This is a genomic window from Paenibacillus cucumis (ex Kampfer et al. 2016), from assembly GCF_019748695.1.
GTDB classification, from domain to species: Bacteria; Bacillota; Bacilli; order Paenibacillales; family Paenibacillaceae; genus Paenibacillus; species Paenibacillus polysaccharolyticus.
Genome location: NZ_JACLIC010000002.1, coordinates 269,203 through 290,175, shown reverse-complemented (window position 1 = coordinate 290,175; position 20,973 = coordinate 269,203). Strand labels below are relative to the sequence as shown.

At 46.5% G+C, this 20,973-nt stretch carries 19 protein-coding genes; 7 read left to right on the top strand and 12 right to left on the bottom strand.

Annotated elements, in window-relative coordinates; translation table 11 throughout:
* The first annotated feature begins 54 nt into the window (after nucleotides 1-54).
* Entirely contained in the window at nucleotides 55-441 is a 387-nt protein-coding gene (locus H7T88_RS01220) for a LapA family protein (protein ID WP_154886587.1), read from the top strand.
* A 108-nt stretch (nucleotides 442-549) separates the two neighbouring features.
* On the top strand, nucleotides 550-1,590 hold the full coding sequence (locus H7T88_RS01215; protein WP_221786522.1) for a M42 family metallopeptidase: 1,041 nt from the start codon (nucleotides 550-552) through the stop codon (nucleotides 1,588-1,590).
* A gap of 186 nt (nucleotides 1,591-1,776) precedes the next feature.
* Here H7T88_RS01215 and H7T88_RS01210 read toward each other — a convergent pair whose 3' ends face one another.
* The 4 genes from H7T88_RS01210 to H7T88_RS01195 form a co-directional block, all read right to left on the bottom strand.
* On the bottom strand, nucleotides 1,777-2,721 hold the full coding sequence (locus H7T88_RS01210; protein WP_221786521.1) for a hypothetical protein: 945 nt from the start codon (nucleotides 2,719-2,721) through the stop codon (nucleotides 1,777-1,779).
* Between the two features lie 196 nt (nucleotides 2,722-2,917).
* Nucleotides 2,918-4,855 (bottom strand): ABC-F family ATP-binding cassette domain-containing protein, encoded by a 1,938-nt coding sequence (locus H7T88_RS01205; RefSeq protein WP_221786520.1) that lies wholly within the window; start codon nucleotides 4,853-4,855, stop codon nucleotides 2,918-2,920.
* 69 nt (nucleotides 4,856-4,924) lie between these two features.
* Complete coding sequence (locus tag H7T88_RS01200; RefSeq protein WP_221786519.1) at nucleotides 4,925-5,503, bottom strand: TetR/AcrR family transcriptional regulator; 579 nt, start codon at nucleotides 5,501-5,503, stop codon at nucleotides 4,925-4,927.
* Nucleotides 5,504-5,517: 14 nt separating this feature from the next.
* A complete protein-coding gene (locus H7T88_RS01195) occupies nucleotides 5,518-6,327 on the bottom strand; it encodes a DUF92 domain-containing protein (protein WP_154984010.1) in 810 nt (269 codons plus the stop codon).
* Nucleotides 6,328-6,568: 241 nt separating this feature from the next.
* Here H7T88_RS01195 and H7T88_RS01190 point away from each other — a divergent pair, with 241 nt between their 5' ends.
* Nucleotides 6,569-6,973: a hypothetical protein gene (locus H7T88_RS01190; RefSeq protein WP_221786518.1), complete on the top strand. Its 405-nt coding sequence runs from the start codon at nucleotides 6,569-6,571 to the stop codon at nucleotides 6,971-6,973.
* A 148-nt stretch (nucleotides 6,974-7,121) separates the two neighbouring features.
* Here the strand turns inward: H7T88_RS01190 and H7T88_RS01185 are convergent, their stop codons facing one another.
* The 6 genes from H7T88_RS01185 to hemE all read right to left on the bottom strand — a co-directional run bounded on the left by H7T88_RS01185 (nucleotide 7,122) and on the right by hemE (nucleotide 13,588).
* The gene (locus tag H7T88_RS01185) at nucleotides 7,122-7,754 is read right to left on the bottom strand and encodes a fumarylacetoacetate hydrolase family protein (RefSeq protein WP_221786517.1); all 633 of its coding nucleotides are present in this window, start codon (nucleotides 7,752-7,754) and stop codon (nucleotides 7,122-7,124) included.
* Nucleotides 7,755-7,829: 75 nt separating this feature from the next.
* Nucleotides 7,830-8,582 (bottom strand): glycerophosphodiester phosphodiesterase, encoded by a 753-nt coding sequence (locus tag H7T88_RS01180; protein ID WP_221786552.1) that lies wholly within the window; start codon nucleotides 8,580-8,582, stop codon nucleotides 7,830-7,832.
* Between the two features lie 27 nt (nucleotides 8,583-8,609).
* Complete coding sequence (locus tag H7T88_RS01175; RefSeq protein WP_221786516.1) at nucleotides 8,610-10,013, bottom strand: CapA family protein; 1,404 nt, start codon at nucleotides 10,011-10,013, stop codon at nucleotides 8,610-8,612.
* Nucleotides 10,014-10,153: 140 nt separating this feature from the next.
* A complete protein-coding gene (gene hemY / locus H7T88_RS01170) occupies nucleotides 10,154-11,581 on the bottom strand; it encodes a protoporphyrinogen oxidase (protein WP_221786515.1) in 1,428 nt (475 codons plus the stop codon).
* Entirely contained in the window at nucleotides 11,581-12,531 is a 951-nt protein-coding gene (gene hemH, locus H7T88_RS01165) for a ferrochelatase (protein ID WP_221786514.1), read from the bottom strand. Before hemH ends, hemY begins: the two co-directional genes overlap by 1 nt.
* Nucleotides 12,524-13,588 (bottom strand): uroporphyrinogen decarboxylase, encoded by a 1,065-nt coding sequence (hemE, locus tag H7T88_RS01160; protein ID WP_090924707.1) that lies wholly within the window; start codon nucleotides 13,586-13,588, stop codon nucleotides 12,524-12,526. Before hemE ends, hemH begins: the two co-directional genes overlap by 8 nt.
* A 203-nt stretch (nucleotides 13,589-13,791) precedes the next feature.
* Here hemE and H7T88_RS01155 point away from each other — a divergent pair, with 203 nt between their 5' ends.
* Nucleotides 13,792-15,012 (top strand): MFS transporter, encoded by a 1,221-nt coding sequence (locus tag H7T88_RS01155; RefSeq protein WP_154886605.1) that lies wholly within the window; start codon nucleotides 13,792-13,794, stop codon nucleotides 15,010-15,012.
* 68 nt (nucleotides 15,013-15,080) lie between these two features.
* Here the strand turns inward: H7T88_RS01155 and H7T88_RS01150 are convergent, their stop codons facing one another.
* The gene (locus tag H7T88_RS01150) at nucleotides 15,081-16,283 is read right to left on the bottom strand and encodes a cytochrome P450 (protein WP_221786513.1); all 1,203 of its coding nucleotides are present in this window, start codon (nucleotides 16,281-16,283) and stop codon (nucleotides 15,081-15,083) included.
* A 409-nt stretch (nucleotides 16,284-16,692) separates the two neighbouring features.
* Between H7T88_RS01150 and H7T88_RS01145 the strand changes: the two genes are divergently transcribed.
* Both H7T88_RS01145 and H7T88_RS01140 read left to right on the top strand, forming a co-directional pair.
* Nucleotides 16,693-17,904: an asparaginase gene (locus H7T88_RS01145; protein ID WP_221786512.1), complete on the top strand. Its 1,212-nt coding sequence runs from the start codon at nucleotides 16,693-16,695 to the stop codon at nucleotides 17,902-17,904.
* Between the two features lie 132 nt (nucleotides 17,905-18,036).
* Nucleotides 18,037-18,609, top strand: coding sequence for an imm11 family protein (locus H7T88_RS01140; protein WP_221786511.1), 573 nt, complete (start codon nucleotides 18,037-18,039; stop codon nucleotides 18,607-18,609).
* 52 nt (nucleotides 18,610-18,661) lie between these two features.
* Here H7T88_RS01140 and H7T88_RS01135 read toward each other — a convergent pair whose 3' ends face one another.
* The gene (locus tag H7T88_RS01135; RefSeq protein WP_221786551.1) at nucleotides 18,662-19,294 is read right to left on the bottom strand and encodes an O-methyltransferase; all 633 of its coding nucleotides are present in this window, start codon (nucleotides 19,292-19,294) and stop codon (nucleotides 18,662-18,664) included.
* A gap of 291 nt (nucleotides 19,295-19,585) precedes the next feature.
* Here H7T88_RS01135 and H7T88_RS01130 point away from each other — a divergent pair, with 291 nt between their 5' ends.
* Entirely contained in the window at nucleotides 19,586-20,737 is a 1,152-nt protein-coding gene (locus H7T88_RS01130) for a THUMP domain-containing class I SAM-dependent RNA methyltransferase (RefSeq protein ID WP_090920483.1), read from the top strand.
* Nucleotides 20,738-20,973 lie beyond the last annotated feature (236 nt).

Sequence of the window (20,973 nt, the reverse complement as noted above, 5' to 3'; positions counted from 1 at the left end):
AAAAAGGGTAATGCATTCTAGTTAGCATTTGGTTCACAACAAGGAGGCAACATCATGAAAATGCAATGGGCACTTATCGCAGGTCTTGTTTTTGCGCTGCTGACAGGAATTTTTGCAGTCATCAATGTAGATTCTGTTCAGGTTAACCTGCTGTTCAATACGGTTCGGGTTCCATTGATTTTGCTGATTTTAGGCTGTACTTTAATTGGTGGTATCATTGTAGGCTCTTACGGAATTTACCGTCAATATCGACTGCAACGGGAGAATAAACGCCTGCATCTGCGTGTAGCTGAATTGGAAGCTTCTGCAGCCAGCGCTACTACACCCGTTTCTTACGATAACATGGATTCCACCCGCTCAACCGAACCTGAACACGATCACCAGCTGCACAACGATTCAATCCAGACTCAGCAAAAAGGCAACAATACAGGTACGTTGTAGAAATCAATCAGAAAACAGCCTGCTGGTAGATCGGAATGGACATGTATTCCCCCAGACAGGCTGTATTCTATTTGACCTGTACCTGCAAGACAAAGGAGGAAAATATTGATGAATTTTACTATTGATGAATCTTACGTTCTGTCTTTTTTGAAAAAATTACTGGATACACCCAGTCCAAGCGGATACACTCACCACATTATAGAGATGATTCGCAAGGAAGCGAGTTCCCTGAACATCTCCTGTGAACTGAACAACAAAGGTGGAGCTATGCTCACACTGCTCGGTGAAGATCCTTCCAGAACCATTGCTTTAAGTGCGCATGTAGACACGCTCGGTGCCATGGTGCGGTCCATCACCTCTTACGGCACGTTAAAACTGACCTCTGTTGGCGGTTTTACGATGCATAGCATCGAGAACGAGTATTGCTCCATTCACACTAGAGACGGCAATGCATATACGGGAACGATTCTTTCTCTGCATCCATCCGTGCACGTATACCCTGATGCTCGTACGTTTGAACGCTCGGAAAATCATATGGAAGTCCGGATTGATGAAGTGGTATCGTCCAAGGAGGATGTATTAAAGCTTGGTATTGGTGTAGGTGACTTTATCTCTTTTGATGCCCGGGCTGTCATTACACCAAGCGGTTACATCAAATCTCGCCATCTCGACGATAAAGCCAGTGTAGCGGCCCTGTTTGGTATTCTTGAATCCGCTCATCGTGAAGGCTGGAAGCCTGTACATAACGTTTCTCTGCTCATCTCAAACTATGAAGAAGTTGGACACGGAGCGGCATATATTCCGGCAGAGATCAGCGAAATGATTGCTGTGGATATGGGTGCCATGGGTGATGATCTTAGCTGTAAAGAAACGGATGTATCCATCTGTGCAAAAGACTCTTCCGGTCCTTATGACTACGATATGACAAGTCGTCTAATTGAGCTAGCCAAACAGGATGGCATGGACTACGTGGTAGACATTTATCCTCAATACGGCTCTGATGGCAGTGCTGCCTTGCGTGCAGGAAACAATATTCGCGCTGCCCTGATTGGCCCAGGCGTTCACGCTTCTCATTCTATGGAGCGCACGCATAAAAGCGCGGTAATCAATACAGCCAAGCTACTTGCTGCATACATTACTACGAAGTAAGGAATGAAGCTAGGTTAGGTTACTTTTTAATGCACAATCCCTTTGTTTATTGCTTTGATTCAGTTCATTCAGTTAATTAAGCCATTCTCAATATTAAAAAGGACACATTCTTTGACCGCATGAACGGCGTGGAAGTTGTGTCCTTTATTATTTGAAACATGTAGCCACATTAGGCGCATCTCATGATCAGGCCTGTTCCACATACTCTCTATAACGGCGTTCCTGAACCTGAAGCCGGGCTTCGTGATCCTTAATCTCTCCATGTAAAACCTGTATTGTCTGTCGTACCATGCTAAGTCCATGTTTCACCTGTTTCTCGGCACTACGAATTTTATCCTGAATCATCCAATCCACAAAGAAGTTATCAAAGAAATAGTCCGCAAAGGACAGCAGACCGCCCAAATTCAAATCGGCGTTTACCGCCATTTCTACATCTTCTAATTCCTTCTGAAAACGACGCAGACGCTTACCCGCATCCATAATAGCCACTTGTGCATCATCCATACGACTGCGCTTGATATGCGTGGAGATTGCACCTCCACCCATCATGTCATAGATCCCCCAATTTCCTGCTGATTCTAAAGCCTTCTCTGCACGTTCAAGCGCATATGCCAAGTAATCTCCTTCTCTGAGAGCCTCGTTAAGCTCTTGTAGCTCACTTGCCAGATGCTCCCGTACTTCAGCCAATCGTTGCAGTTCTTCATCCTGCTTAAGCAAGCGTTGTTCTTTTTTCCCCCATAATACCTGATAGTCACTCTCCCAGTACCGATATTGCGATTGTCTTTGAAGCTCTTGCTCAACTTGATTCCGTTGCTCTTGAACATCCTGTAACATTCGGCAAGCTGTATCATAAGCTGACTTGCTCTCCAGCAGTTCAAGCTCTTCTTTCTCCAAACGTTCCGTCTTCTTGCCGATCAGATCATAGAAAAATGAGGCCAAGCTCATGCCGTTCAGCCGATCCACGTCCTCCTGTTCCTTCTGAAGAGCTACGGTGCAATGTTCCACTTTTGCTTCCCACTGCTTCTCCTCCTCTTGGAGCTTATGAAGTCTTTTCGTCCATTTTTCGTAGATTCTTCCTTTTTCCTTAAGCATGGCGAGTTGTTCATTGATTTCATTATTGATCAATTTCACGCTCTCTCCCTTCTATGGAATTCATTACTAATAAAACGTAATAAACAAGGGTAACGTTTCATCTTTTATGTTCAATGTCTGGATTCATCTATGTTATTTAAAGCAAAAATGCCTCCTCCAAAGCGGCACAAAGCCGCCTGATGAAGAAAGGCATTGGTATGGTAAAGTATGTTTTGTTTGCTTGACGTCAACCAAATTAAGATTTGTTTTGCTCAATCTGCTCTGCTAGCTCGTTAAGCACAGTCCAACGCTCCATCAATTCGTCCAAATGACGCTCTGCCTCAGCCTGTTCTGCCATTAACTCTTGCAGACGTGCTGAGTCGCTAAAGGATTCTTCCATCTCCTTGTTAATCCGGGCAAGGTTTCCTTCAGCCTTTTCGATATTTTCGTCGATTTGATCGTATTCACGCTGTTCCTTGAAGCTGAATTTTAATTTAGGTTTTGCCTGTGTTGTAACTGGAGTCGAAGCTTCAACGCTTTTCTCAGTGACCTGTTTCTTGGCTGCACTCGCACCGCTCTCTTGATTACCAGCGGCATTTTTGAGCATCCATTCCGCATATTCACTATAATCACCTACGTGCACACGTACAGCGCCGTTCCCCTCAAACGCCAGCACTTTGTCTACTGTACGATCAAGGAAGTAACGATCATGCGATACAACGAACACAACGCCCGGAAAATCATCCAGATAATCTTCAAGCACAGCAAGTGTCTGAATATCCAAGTCATTAGTCGGCTCATCCAGTAGCAGTACATTCGGAGCAGCCATCAAAATGCGAAGCAGATACAAACGACGTTTCTCTCCGCCCGACAACCTGGCAATCGGTGTCCATTGGGAGGTTGGGTTGAATAAAAAGCGTTCAAGCATCTGTGAAGCGGTGATCAATGAACCATCTGCTGTTTTTATATTTTCAGCCACTTCCTTGATGTATTCGATCACGCGCAACGTTTCATCCATCTCCTGATGTTCTTGAGTAAAATAACCCAGATTCACGGTTGGCCCCAGAACAACTTCTCCAGCGTCCGGTTGCAATCGACCTGAAATCATCTGTAGTAAAGTAGACTTACCGCTACCATTCGGACCTACAATGCCTACGCGGTCGCCAGGAACAGCAATATAGCTGAGATCGTTGATCAGCTTGCGGTTATCAACAGATTTGGAGAGATGTTCAATCTCCAGTATCTTTTTCCCCAGACGCGTAGAACCAACAGACACTTCCAGAGAGCCCGAGCGTTGGACACCCTGCTGATCTTTCAGTTGTTCGAAGCGATCAATTCTCGCTTTTTGTTTTGTAGTCCGTGCTTTAGCTCCGCGGCGAATCCACGCAAGTTCGGTTCGTAACAGATTCTTGCGCTTTTGTTCTGAGGCCGACTCCCGTTCTTCCCGTTCAGCCTTCAGCTCCAGAAACCGCGTATAATTCGCCTCATATCGGAACAAACGCCCGTGATCAAGCTCCAGCATAACATTGGCCACTCGATCCAGGAAGTAACGATCATGCGTGATCATAAGTAATGCGCCACGGCGTTTCTGCAAATACTGCTCCAGCCATACGACAGAATCATTATCGATATGGTTCGTAGGCTCATCGAGAATGAGCAATTCACAAGGATGGATTAACGCGGAAGCAAGCGCAACCCTTTTTCGTTGTCCACCTGACAATGTCCCCATAAGTGCATCGAACTGCTGTATACCCAGCTTGGATAAAATGCTCTTCGCTTCACTCTCCATCTGCCAAAGCTGAAGTTGCTCCATTTGTTGGTTCAGGCGCATCAGACGTTCATTCAAAGCCGTATCTGATGGGTTTAATTCGAGTAGTTCCATCGTTTCCGTGTACTCGCGCACGGTTCTCATCTCGGCACTGTCACCTTCAAACACTTGTTGCAATACGGTGTTGTTCGAATTAAAGTCCGGATTCTGCGCCAGAAACTGCACGCGTACATCATTGCCGATGGAAATCTGTCCCTCATCCGCAGGCTCCATACCTGCAATAACGCGCAAAAATGTCGATTTACCTGTCCCGTTTACACCAACAACACCGATTTTATCCTGATCCGCCATACCGAATGAAGCATCCTTAAACAGGATTTTCTCGCCATAACTTTTTGCAATCTGCTCTACGGTCATTATATTCATTGCACGTTACCCACACTTCTCTATAATTTAAAATGCTCTATCCTCAACTACACGATCTTGCATACCAGCTTATACTCGCAGAAATGAACGGCATCCGTCCAAAAACAGCGCCGCTGCAAAAGCAATTCGTTTGTTCAGGTCTTGTTCATTAAACTCTGGATTCAACATAATATCCATCTTCAGCCGATCCAGAATGCCGATATACGCTTCAGCCAGTAACACAGGCTCAGGTACACCCGCACTTTCCAGAACTTTGCATACCATGCTCATATACTCGTTCATAAAAGCTTTCATAAACTTCATCAAATCCGGATCATTATTCGGTGCCATAAAAAATAACTTCGTATGATTGCGCCGTTCATAATAATACGTCAGATGTGTCTTGGCGATCGCGCCAAGCTTGTCACCCGTGTTCTCGTGCGCTTGTAATGCATATTCCAGGCGGCTGATAAAACTGTTACAATCCCGCTTGGATACAGCGACAAACAGTTGTTCCTTGCTTTTAAAATATAAATAAATCGTGCCTTTGGCAATGCCAGCTTCATCGGCAATATCGGACATTTTAGTCTCATAGAATCCTTTTGATCCAAATATGCCGTAGGCCGCATCCAAAATCGCCTCCGATTTGTCTCCCTGCACCGTATTCAATCTGTATCCCCTCCCTACAACGCCAAAAGGCTACCTAATCCTATAGCTATACATGCACCAATCACAGAACTGAGCACATTGACCAGATCATTACTCATCCAGGTCCAGCCCCGAGCCTGTATTGTTGGCTGACCACAATGTTCATGAACTTCAACCTCTCGGCCACATACTGTGCAACGATACATCTTTTGCACGGTTGCACCGAGATAGGAATCAGCGAACGCTCCCGCTAGCCCACCGATCAGTCCAACCAGAGTCCAGCCAAACCAGCCTGTTTGCTCCAATCCGCTAATCGACGCAAAAGCAAATGCCCCTGTACCAATTACAATACCGCCGAGCGCAGCCGCTGAACTCCCTAACATAGAAACGCCTCCCGAGGCTCCGGGGGTTAACACCTTCCATGTGAGTATAGAGCGAGGGGGCTTGCGACTGAGACTTCCGATTTCGGTTGCCCATGTATCCGAGGTGACCGTTGCCATAACTCCGATAAAAGCATACAACCACGCTGGATGCGGCATGATCCAGTTTGCCAGACATAACAGCATACCTATACCGCCATTGGCCATCACTTGCCCGGCATCCCGATTACCTGTCTTGGCATAAGACTTCTCCATCTCCTGCTTGCGATCTTTGCGAAACCTGGAAAGCAGTGTTGACGTGATAAAAAATAAAAGCAGTGTGCCAAACCAGAACAGATTGCCTGCCCCGTAATATATTGTACCCATCAGAATTGCAGCAAGGCATCCAGACAGGGTTAGCGATTTCTTTGCATAAGCGGCCCCCGCTACCAGAGAAGCGCACACAGCGCCAATAATCCAATCCATAAGCTCTCCTGCATGTGACATCAATACCTTGCACATGACGTTTATATATTTTTGAAAGTTAATTATACCACGGTTTTACGCCAAAGCAGAAACTGAACATGCGGCTAGATAAAACCTTATTTATTTTTAAGTTTTACTTCAGGTTTCCGAGTTACAATTGATCTAGCTCAAACAACAAAATTAACTGAACTACTTCGATTCAGTTCATACACAACAACACAAAACAAGGAGCATAATAACGATGAATATGAAAAGAGTTTTTATTCTAGGCACAATGATTGTTACAATGTCTTTCGCTGGTTCTGCATGGAGTAAATCTACCATCTCCCCCATTCCCGAACCCAAATGGTCTATTGTCGATCTGGAGAACAGCAATGAGAATGAAGATGATGATTTGCTTAGTGCACTGAACCAGGCTTCAGAAGAGGAGCTGGCGGAGAAACTGTATCAGGGACATTCACTACGAACAATTGCAGAGGGTAGCGGAGGCGATTTTGCTAAGGCCATTGCCATTCAGATTAAACAGCTTCAGTCACAGCTGGATGAGCGCCTTGCTAGCGGAAATATCAGTTCTGAGCAGCACGCTCTTCAGTCCCTGGAAATTGCAGAATTGCTCACAGAGAGTGCTAACAAAACATATATCTAGTTCCCGTTTCATTTCAATCTATAAAAACTTCAAGGCAGCGCAACGCAAAAAAGGAGCGCATAATCACACTCCTCCTGTTAACACGGATCTATTTTGATTCTGTTTGCGCTCGGTGGCATAAACCTTATGGATTATAGCGTTGATTCAATTACTCCGCTGCCTTGATCGTACATGCTCCTAATGATTCATCCGCCCACGCCAGCTCAAGCACATCTCCAGGCTGCGCAGCACCTACTCCTTCAGGTGTACCTGTAAAAATAATATCTCCCGGCCCCAGGCCATAATGATGACCTACATAATCTACAATATCTTGTAAACTGAAGATCATGTTGACGATATTGCCGCGCTGAACCTGAATGCCGTTCTTCGTCAAGGTGAAATCTTTTTCGAGTAGTGCTACTGCTCCAGGAAATGTCTGAAAGGGTGTGATGGGTGCGGAGTTTTTAAACCCTTTGGCGGCCGTCCACGGGTGTCCTTTTTTCTTAATCACGGTCTGCACATCACGCAACGTAAAATCAATACCAAAAGCATAGGCATCGACCAGTTCATCGACACGCACTCCCGGCTTGTAATCCTGACCAATGCGAATGACCAATTCAGCCTCATAATGAACTTCGCCTTTAGAAGCTGGCAATTCTAAACTTTCTCCATTCAATGGCACAACCGCATGAGAAGGCTTCATAAAAATCATCGGTTCATCTGGAACGGCATTACCCAGTTCCTCCGCATGAAGCTTATAATTTCGTCCTACACAATACACATTGCGAATATTCGTCAACATAGAGTTGCAACCACCTTTACTGGATTAATTACTTCGTTCATTGCTTCGTGTATTAGTTCGATTACAGCCTTACAATTAAGATCTGAAAAAGCGGCTACTCGTCTCCTTAAATGCATCTTCCCAAACATCAGGACGATTCGTACATATCATCACATCCGGGTCGATGGTAGCCAGCTTTTTCATACTTGCCTTGTCATCCACTGTCCACGCCATCACTCGAATGCCGGCAGCATTCATCTCGTTCATTAACGCTTTGTCTACATTGGTGTATCCGATGGAGAGGAACGTGCAATGCATTTGTTTCAATGCTACAAGCAGATCGCCGGGTTTGGCATCAATGATGAGACCCGTTTCTAATTCAGGCGCAAGCTTTTTTACTTCTACCAGTGCGGCCGGCTCAAACGATGTGATGACAACATCATGCTGCATATGCCTTTTTCTAATTTCGTGAATCACCGCTGCAGGCAGACCCGGATACATGTCTCCTTGTGTTTTCAATTCGATGTTTAATCGAACTTTGCCACAGGAACGATCCAAGAGTTCGCTCAAGGAAGGTATACGCTCCCCCGTGTAGTTCTTACCTTTCCATGATCCTGCATCCAGTTGTTTCAATACAGACCAATCGGTATCCTTCACTCGACCCTTACCATTCGTCGTTCGCTCCAATGTAAAATCATGGATCACCACAGGCACGCCGTCCCGGGATAGTTGCACATCCAGTTCCATCCACTGGACTTCCGGTCTTTCCATCGCCATATTAAATGCGGCCATCGTGTTCTCTGGTGCAATGGAAGAAAATCCACGATGGGCTACACACAGATTGTTCATCATCATCTCTCCTCAGCAAAACGCTACTTAGTTGGGCACTACAGTTCCATCTGCGTTCACTCGAATGCCTGATGACATCTTAGCCATCTGCTCCAGTAGAAGTCGGTTAGCCTCATCAAGCATTGGAACAGCCTGCCCAAGAGCAGCCTCATATGGAATCACCTTCATACTACACACCGCTTCGCGACTGCAACGCGCCTGAAAGACAGCTGTTTTCCACGTTTCTTCATTCGTCGATTTCGTAAAAATAAAATTCCCCGTACTATATGCAATCCATTTGCCTTTATAGTACTCAAGCCCCTGTAAAACATGAGGATGACCGCCAATAATCAGATCGGCTCCCGCATCCACAAATTCGTGCGCAAGCCTCGTTTGATCGGCATTCGGGGTACTTACACGCTCTTCCCCCCAATGCGCAACGACGATAACCAGATCAGCCTTCTTACGGGCCGACTGAATGGCTGCGATCGCTCTTGTGGAGTCATACGCTTCCGCTACGCCTGCCCGATTCCCGTCTGCCTTCCAGCTAGCCACAGGAACAACCCGACTGAACCCAAGCAAGGCAATTTTCATGCCTTTGCGCTCAAAATAGGCAGGTTCATAAGCCTCGGTACCATTCATACCCGCGCCAGCATGTGCGATACCGTAATCATTAAGATACGTTAACGTATCGACCAGCCCTTCCACACCTTGATCCAGAATGTGATTGTTTGCCAGATTAACGGCGTCAAACCCCGCTGCAGACATCGCCTGCAACGCTTTAGGGGAGGATTTGTAAACATAGGTTTTATCCGCAGCGCCCGTACCACCATGGGTCACCGGGGTCTCCAAATTACCAATCGTTAGATCGTCATTCTGAAACATAGAGCCAAGCTTGGCAAAGGGGTAATCATATCCGTTCTTTTCCAGCAATTCTGCAACTTTTCCGGAAAATTGAATATCGCCGACAAAATGAATGGTGACATCCTTAGATGAATCAGATGTTGAGGTTCCCTTATTGCTATCTGCCTTATCCGAGGCTCCTTTTCCAGTAGTGGCAGGTTTTGTTCCCGTTGTCGGCTTATCACCGCCTGCCCCTGAAGTTTCATTGATACCAGATCCCGAGTTATCTACAGCATCATCTGGCTCTGCATTTGGCTTCCCCTCTACCGAAGCTGCATCTTTATCCGGTACTTCAACTGAATCAGCATCAGACTCGGGCTGGTTCAATGCATCCCCACCCTTATCGTCCGCTCCTGAAGGTCGCTCCTGTTGCACGACCTCTGAATTAGCAGGCTGGGATGGTTGTTGTTCACGTGTGTTTAAGAGGTAATATAAGGCGATAAGACCAATGGCTACAATTAATATTACATTTACAATCCTGATTTTTGTATTACGGGTACGTCTTACTTTTTTCTTTTCTGAGCTTCGCTGTGATCTTGGGGGATACATAAGCAACTCCTCTTCTTAACAATAAATCCATATGCATACCATTATATCAAGCATATTCTGGATGTACATCCTATAAAAAAAAGGCCGTCCCTTCTGTAGATGTTGCTACATTGGAGACGGCGGATCTATAATTCATACTTTTAGTTCGTTGAAGTCAGCTGTGCCGAGGCCTGTATGGACATTTCTTTCGCTTGTCTGATACAGTCCGGTAACCCCACACCCTCATAACCAGCCCCTGCAATATAAACACCCGGAATTTTTTCTCCAAGCTCTTTACGAAGGTTAGTGAGATGCTGAAGATGGCCGACAGGATACTGTGGCATCGATTTACGCAATCTAGTAATCTCGGAGAAGATCGGAGTTGCTTCAATACCCATCGTTTCTCTCAGATCTTTCATGACTAGCTCCGTAAGTGCCTCATCGGGAAGCTCCACATTCTGTTCGTCTCCAGAGCGGCCAACATAACAACGAAGCAAGACTTTGTCGTCCGGGCTGGTATGAAGCCACTTGGTAGATGTCCACGTGCAGGCCGTAATATTACGTCCTTCTTTTCGTGGCACCAGGAACCCTGAACCGTCGAAGACATGTTCCACTTCTTTTTTCTCAAAAGCCAGAACGACGTTAGCAACAGATACATAATTGATTGCATCCAGCGCCGATGTGTCCACATGCGGTTTTAGAAGCCCAGAAGCCACATAGGTCGGCACGGTGATTACAACGTCATCGGCTTCCAGAAATTGTCCGTTATCGAGTTCAACCCGATATCTGGCGTTCTGTGCATCCACACGCTCCAAGGATTGGGCGGCTGTATTCAAACGCTGATCCACATCATGAAGCTCATGGACAAGCGCATGCACAAGACTTTGCAACCCCTGACGGAAGTTCAGAAACGCACTCCGTTTGGTGCCTGTATGTGTCTCGGTCGGCTTGCGTCCTGTCATCATGCCTCGGATTAAGCTGCCATAATCCCGCTCCACCTCTCCGAACTGCGGGAAGGTTGCTTGTAGGCTGAGCTTTCGCATATCTCCTGCATATATGCCCGCCAGAAGCGGCTCAGTCAGGTTTTCCAGCACTTCCGGGCCAAGCCTGCGCTCAATCATATAACCGAGAGATTCATCCTCTGTTGTACGTTTAGGCGGAATTATAAAATCCATCAGTGCTCGCAACTTGCCTGCCGGAGAGACCAGCCCACTTCTCAGAAAAGGTTTCAGTTCTGTCGGGATGCCTAACACCAGACCGGCTGGCATGGGATGAAGCTTACCACGCTGCATAATATATGTTTTCTTCGACTCCGGGTTTTGGCTGACGAGTTCATGATCCATCTCCAGTTCCTTTGCCAGATCAATCATCGCTGTTTTGCGAGCCAGGAAAGAGTCAGGACCTTTCTCGATTACAAATCCGTCCCGATGCAACGTTTCGATCATGCCGCCCATAGACGAACTCTTCTCAAGCAAGGTAATCGCAGGTTCAAAACCAGCTTCCCTGTAATGCTTGCGGATATAAAATGCCGCGCTGAGGCCCGTCAGGCCCCCGCCGACAATAACAATACGTCTTTTCTTGTCTTCCATTAGTTATCAGACCTTTGCTGCCATTGGCTAATAATAGAGTCGCTCAATGTCTCCATATACAACGGGTCACTATTAAGCGAATCGATGCGCATCAATCGCATGTCCATTTCTTTAGCAATCGCTTTGGCTTCAATGTCGAGATCATACAACACTTCCAGATGATCTGAAACAAAGCCAATTGGAGCCACAAGTACATCTTCCACTTGTTCGCGCGAAAGCTCCTGGAGTGTGTCCAGGATGTCTGGGCCGAGCCAAGGCTCAGCAGTTCGTCCAGCGCTTTGCCAAGTGAACTGCCAGTTCGCAATCCCCACTCGAGAAGCGATGGCCTCGGAAGTTTCCAGCAATTGATTCGGATAAGGATCTCCCATGTCAACAATGCGGGCAGGCAGACTGTGAGCACTGAATAGCACTTTCACATCTCCACGCTTCGCACCCGCTTCCTCAAATGCATCAAGCTTGGCACTTACTCGCGCGGAAAGAGCCTGAATGAGCTTCGGATGCAAATGATAACTTTCGATGAAGGACATCTGGATACCAAGTTCTTCGGCTTTTTCTCGTGCACGTTTGATGTAACTGCCCACACTCATCGTGGAGAAATGAGGTGCAAGCACAATGCCAATGGCCTTATGAATTCCATCTTTCGCCATCTGTTCCACCCCATCCTCAATAAAAGGATAAGCGTGTTTCAATCCTTGATAACAGCGGAATTCAACCTCGCCGCGACGCTCATCCTTTTGCAACGTCTCCTGAAGGTTTTTCACCTGGTTATCCGTGTTCTCACGTAGCGGGAAAACACCGCCAACAATTGCTTCATAGCGATCTGTCAGCTCTTTCAGTTGTTCCGGCTCAGGCGGACGCCCTCTGCGGATATGCGTGTAATACGCCTCAACACTTTCCATATTTTCAGGTGTGCCATATGACATCACCAGTACGCCTACAGTATTAGTCATTACTTACCGTCACTCCCGTCTTCAAAGCTTCTGTTGAATATTCATGAATATATGCTGTCAGTTCTTTTAATTTATCAAGAGAAGCTTCAGGGAACAAACCATGTCCCAGATTGAAAATATAACCCGGGTCCTTGATCCCTTCATCTATGATGACTTTCGCCTGTTCTTTAATTAACTCCATTGGCGCAGTCAGAATGTACGGATCCAGATTACCCTGCACCGCAAATTTACCGCCCAAGCGCCTACGTCCTTCGGATATGGAAACTCTCCAGTCCAGTCCGATGACATTCGCCTGCAAATCCTGCAAGGTTGGTAGCAACTCACCTGAGGCCACTCCAGGGAAATAGATTTTCGGTACATTCAAATCGGATAATTCGGTAAAGATACGAGTAATCGTTGGCAGCACATACGTTTTGAAATCTTTGGGAGAGAGTGCCCCTACCCAGCTGTCAAACAACTGAAATGCCTTACCGCCATTCGCGATATGAGCACGAATATATGTAATGACCATATCGCCAAGCTTCTGCATCAGTTTGTGCCACACTTCCGGCTCACTGTACATCATCGTTTTGGTTCGAATATATCCTTTGGAAGGTTGACCTTCGATCAGATAACTTGCAATCGTAAACGGAGCCCCTGCAAATGTAATTAGCGGAACGTCAAGTTCCTTGTCCAGAATGCGAATGGTTTCCAGAATGTGAGACAAGTCCCCTTCCACGTCAATGGGACGCAGACGATCTACATCGGCAGCCGAACGAATGGGGTTATCAATCACCGGACCTATATTTTTCACAATGTCAAAATCAATGCCAAGTGAAGCAACCGGATTCATAATATCGGAATACAAAATAGCCGCATCCACACCCAGTTTACGTACAGGCATGAGTGTAACTTCAGCCGCCAGCTCAGGTTGCTGACATATTTCAAGCAAGGAGTACTTTTCTTTAATTTTGCGATATTCAGGATCGTAACGTCCAGCCTGACGCATATACCATACCGGCACACGGTCAACCTGCTGTTTGAAACTTGCCCGAATCAGTCGATCATTATAGCTCATGTAAGAAGCCTCCAATAGTTTTTGGACTCATAACTACCATTATGCCCTTTTTAAACAGCCGTAACAACCATATGGGGATGTGTTCCAAGTGACAATACTATGACATTCGTTACACCCCTCATGGATATGCCATTTGTGATATACTAAAAGAATCGCTTTTTTTGAGAGTTACAGAAAAATCTTTGAAAGGAAGTGAAAGCACTTTGAAAACGTGGAAAGTCAACCTCATTGTGCTTTGGTTTGGACAATTTCTGGTCAATGCAGGCATGACCATGATTACGCCTTTTCTATCGCTGTTCCTTGCCAGAGATCTGGGCGTTGTAGGTGAGCACGAAATTGGAATATGGGCCGGATTTATTTTTGCAGCCAATTTCCTCACCTCTTTTTTGTTTCAGCCGCTCTGGGGCAAGTTGTCGGATAAATACGGACGTAAAATTATGTTGCTTCGCTCCGGTTTCGGTATGGCTGTTGTTATCGCATTGATGGGTCTCGCGCAAAACCCTTGGCAACTTCTCTTATTACGGTTGCTGAACGGAACCATCTCCGGCTTCAACCCTGCAGCTGTTGCTCTGATCTCAGGCACAACGCCGAAGGATCGTATGGGATTTGCGATGGGGATCAGCCAGTCCGGTCAGGTGGCAGGTACGATTTTGGGTCCACTTATTGGCGGATTGCTTGCAGATGCGGTGGGGTTCCGTCCTATTTTCTACATTACAGGCGGGCTCATCTTTGCAGCTTCCATGCTTGCAATGTTCCTCGTAAGAGAGACGTTCGACCGTGAAAAAGCTGCAAAATTGCCAGATCAATCGGTATTATCCGGATTGAAGGAGCTTAGCAAATCACCTCAGCTACCTGCACTCTTCGCTGTGACGTTCCTGTTGCAATTTGCGATGATCAGTCCGATGTCGCTCTTGCCTATATATGTACAAAAACTGCATGGAACTGCAGTTGACGTGGCCTTCTGGGCAGGTATGGTTGGTGCAGTTACAGGGATATCCAATATGGCGATGTCTCCGGTACTCGGAAAACTCAGTGACCGGATCGGGTCACACCGCGTCCTCACTTTTTCACTGATCGGAACCGGACTCATGCTTATTCCGCAAGCTTTTGTGCAAACGGTGTGGCAACTCATTCTTGTTCGCTTTATGATGGGGATATTTATGGGCGGCTTGCTTCCAAGTGTAAATGCGCTAATTAGGGGGTATTCGCCAGATAGCATGATCAGCCGGGCATTCAGCTTTAACACAAGCACACTTGCTCTCGGTAATATGCTGGGCGCAGTCATTGGCGGATTCCTCGCTGGTTTCATCGGTATTGAGGGCCTGTTTATCGTATCCGGCGGCCTACTATTACTCAATATGGTATGGGTTCGATTCAAACTTTACAAAACACCTGTCCGCATTAAAGAATCGAAGACAACTTAAATTTCCCAACGGAAATAAACAGCAAAAGCCGCTTCAGTGCCATGACTGGCCTGAGAGCGGCTTTTCTATTACACTCGTCGTTCGTTGAATTGAATCGGATACTCCTTCACACCAAATACAAAAGCGCTTTGAATCGGCTCCAAGGCCGTTTGAGGAACTAGCTGTATCTGCTCCATACGCTGGAGAAGCGTGTGAAGAACAACTCTCGCTTCCAAACGTGCCAGCGGCGCACCCAAGCAGAAATGAATTCCGAACCCAAATCCCATATGTCGGTTCGGCTTACGATCGGATACGAATTGATCTGCCTGTTCAAACTGGGCACCGTCACGATTGGCAGCCCCCACCCAGGATATAACCTGTTGACCTGCCTTGATCGCCTTGCCTCCTAGTTCTATATCTTCCCTCGCAACACGTCCAATGGCTACAATCGGCGGATAATAACGTAATGTCTCTTCTACGGCACTGGCCACCTTGTCCGGATGCTCACGCAACTCTTCTTGCAGTTCGGGTTGTTCAGAGAGAACGCGCACTGCATTTGCAATCAAATTGGTTGTTGTCTCATTCCCTGCAGCCAGCAGGAGAATGCAAAAATTGACCACTTCTTCCTCCGTTAACTTCTCACCCTCAATCTCAGCATCTAGTAGCAAAGAGATAAGATCGTCCTGAGGCTTTAAACGACGCTGTTCCATAATGTCTGTGAAATAGGCATATAACTCCTGGATATTCTTCAACTTTTCCTTCTCCAACTCTTGAAAAGCTTCTTCACTATCATCACGCGCACCCTTCACTAGCACATCAGACCACTCTTTGAATTCACGCCGATCTGTAGCCGGAACACCAATCAGTTCTGCAATAACGATGACGGGGAGTGGCGTTGCAAGATCATCAATCAGGTTCATCCTTCCACCCGACAAATGTGGAGCCAGCAGCTCATCCGTAATTTCCTGAATCCGTGGTGCAAGAGCTTCTATCGCCTTGGGCGTAAACGCCTGATTGACCAAATCGCGAAGTTGCTTATGCTTCGGTGGATCTGTCGTTAACATGCTGGTGCCGGCACGGTTACGTTCAGAAGAGAACAGCTTCGGATTTTTTAACACATACTGCACATCTTCGTACCGAAACACATCCCAGCATTCACGATGCTCATCATATCGGACTGGAGTGTTCTCACGAAGTTCTGCATACACCTGGAAGGGAGATAGTTGTCGCTCCTTGTTGTGCAATTCCCGAATAGGAATGTAGTTGGCATATTTTCGGGGTGCTTGTTTCATCGTGTTTCCTCCAATCAATAATATATATTTATTTACATATAAGGTTCATATCCATTATAACCACAACTGGATAGTGATTCCAACTATTTCAGCATAAATAAGCCTCTCGTCCCAACGTATGCTACCAACTACCCTTGTAGTGTCGAAAGATAGTTATGTTAATTAAAATAACATTGAAATAATGTTATCCCTCCAATCTTCTCATACCTCCCTTTCAACTAAAAATTTAAATTCAGCCATTTTTTCTATTAAACATCTATTTATCTATCAAAAACATCGATTGTAAACGTTATTCCTGCACAATACAACATTTGTTATATTACCTAACATTAAATAATATTATCTCAATCTACTTACATAAAAAAAAGAGAATACCTCACACAAAAACCACTTGAAGGAGTGTGTCAGCATGAAAAAACCATCTAACCTTCGCCCTTGGGCCGTATGGAGTACCGCGGCATTTACCGCATTAACTCTATCCCTGTCCCCGATCGGAACTTATGCCGCTCAGGCAGCTACAGTAGAGGTTAAAGGCACGGTCGGCACGGTTCAGAGCACCCCAGCCACGCCTACACGCAATACCACCATCCCCGCAGTTCCTGAAGCTTCCAAACAATCCCCACTTCCTAATGTGCTTGTGATCGGAACAGGCGGAACGATTGCAGGACAATCGGAAGACGCAACCAGCTTCCAGAACTATAAGGCTGGTACACTTCTTATTGCTGATATGGTCAAAGATTTGCCGGACAAACAGAAAATTGCGGATGTGAGCACACTTCAATTCGGCAATTCCGGTTCAGGCTCCTATACGATGTCTGATTTGTACGACTTGTCTCAAACGGTAGATAAGGCGTTAGCTCAGTATGACAGCGTCGTGGTAACAACAGGTACAGATACGATGGAGGAAATCGCTTATTTCCTTGATATGACCGTACAAAGCGATAAACCCGTTATTATCACGGGATCGATGCGACCATGGACAGTAATCGGCTCTGATGCCCAAGCGAATCTGTACAATGCCATTAAGCTGGCTGGCAGCGGTCGCACGAAATCTTTCGGCACCGTCCTGATGCTGAATGATACCATCCAGCTTGCACGCGGGGTAACCAAGACCAATGACTACCGCACAGATACCTTTGAAACACCAATGCTTGGAGCTGTGGGTTATATTGATGAAGAGAATATCCGGATCTACCGGGCTCCTGCTCGCGCGATGAAACCGGAAGGCACAGCGAAACCTGCATTTGATCTTAGCAAAATTACCAAAGCCGATCTTGCCAAAGTTGAGATCGCCATCTCGTATCAAGAAGCGGGCGGTGGAGCGATTGAAGGATTTGTGAAGAGTGGAGTGAAAGGCATTGTCACCTCAGGTACAGGGGCAGGCGGAATCTCCAGGGCAATGGGTCAAGCCCGTACAAAGGCTATTGAGGAAGGCGTTATTTTCGTCACGACAACCCGAACTGGTTCAGGCAGCGTGTATGGAGGTGGCAAAGGTATTATCGCAGGGGATAACCTCAGTCCACAGCAAGCACGGATTCTTTTAATGCTCGGACTGTCTTTCAGCGATGATTTTGATACGATTAAAAAATGGTTTGAAACATACGGCACCCCTGAAGTATAAGTCAGTGAAAAATAATTACCAGATGTAATTGAAAAGGCCAAAGCAGAGGTTCTTTCTGCTTTGGCCTTTTTTCCCGTCCTACTAGCCTTTATAATGAATAATAGCTTACATTCGGAAAGGAACATAACACTTATGGATTACTATTTTCTCGAATCTCAGTATCCCCGCACCGGATTCATCAGTGGCGGCACAACCTTCACTCCCGAAATGGATACCAATTATTCGGCTATAGATTATCCGTTGCCTGATGATACAAAGGCCGAGGTCGAACTTTTTTCATCGGTACGTAGCTTGAAGGTAGACTATTTCGAAACCGTTACAGGTACCCGTGTTGTATCGAACGCTTTCAAAACGCTATTGGAAGAAACCGGAACGAACGTGCAGTTTATTCCCGCCGTTGTCCGTTATCATAATGACCGCCCAGTTGAAAAGACATACTGGATCGCACATCTCCTGAAACAAGTGGATTGCTTCGATTATGAAAGGTCGGAATACGGACGAAAAGCGGTCATTGCCGCTTCGGTGCACCAGACACCACGTAAACTTGTCAAAGTGATTTCCAAACTTGTTCTTGATCCGGGCAAAATCGGCGGGCACCACTTCTTCATGCTGGCACATGTACAACTACTGAAACCGATCATCTCAAGTGAATTGTACGACACATGCAAAAAGCATAAATTAAAACTACATGTCACTACGGTATAGTTTGACATTTAACTTAGCTTTCAAGCGAGCTTTCAACGGAGTTTCGAATGACCTATTTCACCCAAGCCAGTGCCAAACCGTCATAGTCCGGAAGCATGGTTGTAACCAGACGTGGGTCATTTGCCATCTGCTCGTTGAAACGACGCACAGCAAGCACGGCCGGGCCTTGCTTGTCCGGATTAAGCGTGCGACCGCGCAGGAAACAGTTGTCACCTACAATGACTGCACCCGGACGCGCAAGGCGAATTGCATAATCCAGATAAACCGGATAGTTTTCCTTATCTGCGTCAATAAAGAAGAAATCAAAGGTACGTCCTTCCTGCGCCAGTTGCTCCAGGCTATCTGCCGCAGGCCCGATCCGGTACTCGACTTGACTGCCGAAACCACCTTCCTCCAAATGTCCGCGAGCCATATCCGCGTATTCTTCTTTCAGCTCAAGGGAAGTCAGACTCCCCCCTTCGCTCAGCCCACGAGCAAGGCAGATGCCGCTGTAACCGCCGAGCACACCGATTTCGAGCACAGCTTCAGCTTTAGAGGTTTTGGCCAGAAAGGTGAGCAAGCGTCCATACGCCGCAGCCACCGAAACCTCCGGCATGCCATTTGCCCGAATGGCCTCTTTTACTTTTATCAAGAGCTCATCCTCTTGAAATAATTGATTTACATATTCGTCCGGGGTCAGATTCACCACGAAGTTCCTCCTTGCACATTTGGACTACTTTCCATATCAATGCCCCCAGGTGGCTTTCTCTAAAATACCCTGGATAGCTTTTCATATGGATGCCAATGTTTTATAATGAATGTTTGTTATCCAACACAGATTATTGAACGCTGCATTACCTGCATTGAAGTTTTTGCGGTTAAGCCGCATTACTCATTGTAAGTTTTTTCACGGGAAGCGGCAAGGCCGCACCGTTACTATATTGGCCGCGAGAGGCTTAAGCCTGCTGCGGCTCGAAATGGAGTTGAATGAATTCATATGGCTCGATTGCAATTGATTGCAACCTCCGCGATGGGACTTGAGGCTGTTGTAGCCCGGGAACTGAAACAGTTGGGGTATGAGGATGCCAAGGTCGATAATGGCCGCGTATTTTTCACAGGAGATTACATTGATATTTGTCGCTGTAACCTGTGGCTGAGAAGTTCGGACCGCGTGCTGGTCAACATGGGGGAATTCCCCGCAACTACATTTGACGAATTGTTTGAGGGTACCAAAGCACTGCCTTGGGAAGAATGGATTCCGGCAGATGGTGAATTCCCGGTTGAAGGACGATCACAGAAATCACAACTAAGTAGCGTACCAGCTTCACAAGGTATTGTCAAAAAGGCAATTGTTGAAAAACTGAAGCTGACGCATCACACCGAATGGTTCCCCGAAGATGGAGCACGTTATGTGGTCGAAGTCATTCTCTTGAATGACCGCGCTCTGATTACACTGGACACAACAGGCCCAGGACTTCATAAACGCGGATACCGTAAACTAGTTACAGAAGCGCCACTGAAAGAAACACTGGCAGCTGCTCTGATTCAGCTTAGTCGCTGGAATGTTTCCCGCCCGTTCTACGATCCATGCTGCGGTTCTGGCACCATGCTGATTGAAGCAGCCATGATTGGATGGAATATCGCACCAGGACTTCGTCGTACTTTTAACTCCGAGAACTGGGACGTGATTCCTGCTGAACTGTGGGAACAGGCACGTGAGGAGGCATTTGATGCCGTGCGTGATGATGTGCCTCTGCAGATTTCAGGTAGCGACATCGACCCAGAAGCGATTGAGGTTGCGCAAGCGGCGATCAAAAGTGCGGGCTTTGCCAAAGATATCGAAGTCAGCGTGCTGCCAGCACACCGGGCCAGACCTCAAGGAGAATATGGAGTTATTATTACCAACCCTCCATATGGCGAACGTCTGAGTGAAGAAAAAGAAGTGCAGAAGCTACTTCGTTCCCTCGGTCGCTCTTATCTGGATATGCCAACGTGGTCGTTTTTTGCCATAACCTCCACCAAAGCATTTGAAGAGTATTTCGGACACAAAGCGGACAAGCGTCGCAAACTGTTCAACGGACGGATTGAAACTCAGTACTATCAATATTTGGGGCCATTGCCGCCACGCAACAAAACACCGCAAGCTTAAAGACACTTATGGTTAAGAAACGCTCTGACCTTTACGGTTGGAGCGTTTTTCTTTTGTTTGATCACCGACCAGCCAACAAAAGCAGGACTTCATACCTTATAAGAAGGGCCTGTATGACATGCGAGTATGAAGATGAGCATAGTTGAAATGCGAAGCGGTCACGCTATAATATATGAAGCCCTGTTTTTACATTCCGTTAACAAAATAAACGACATATTTAATCCATAGCTTCTCGA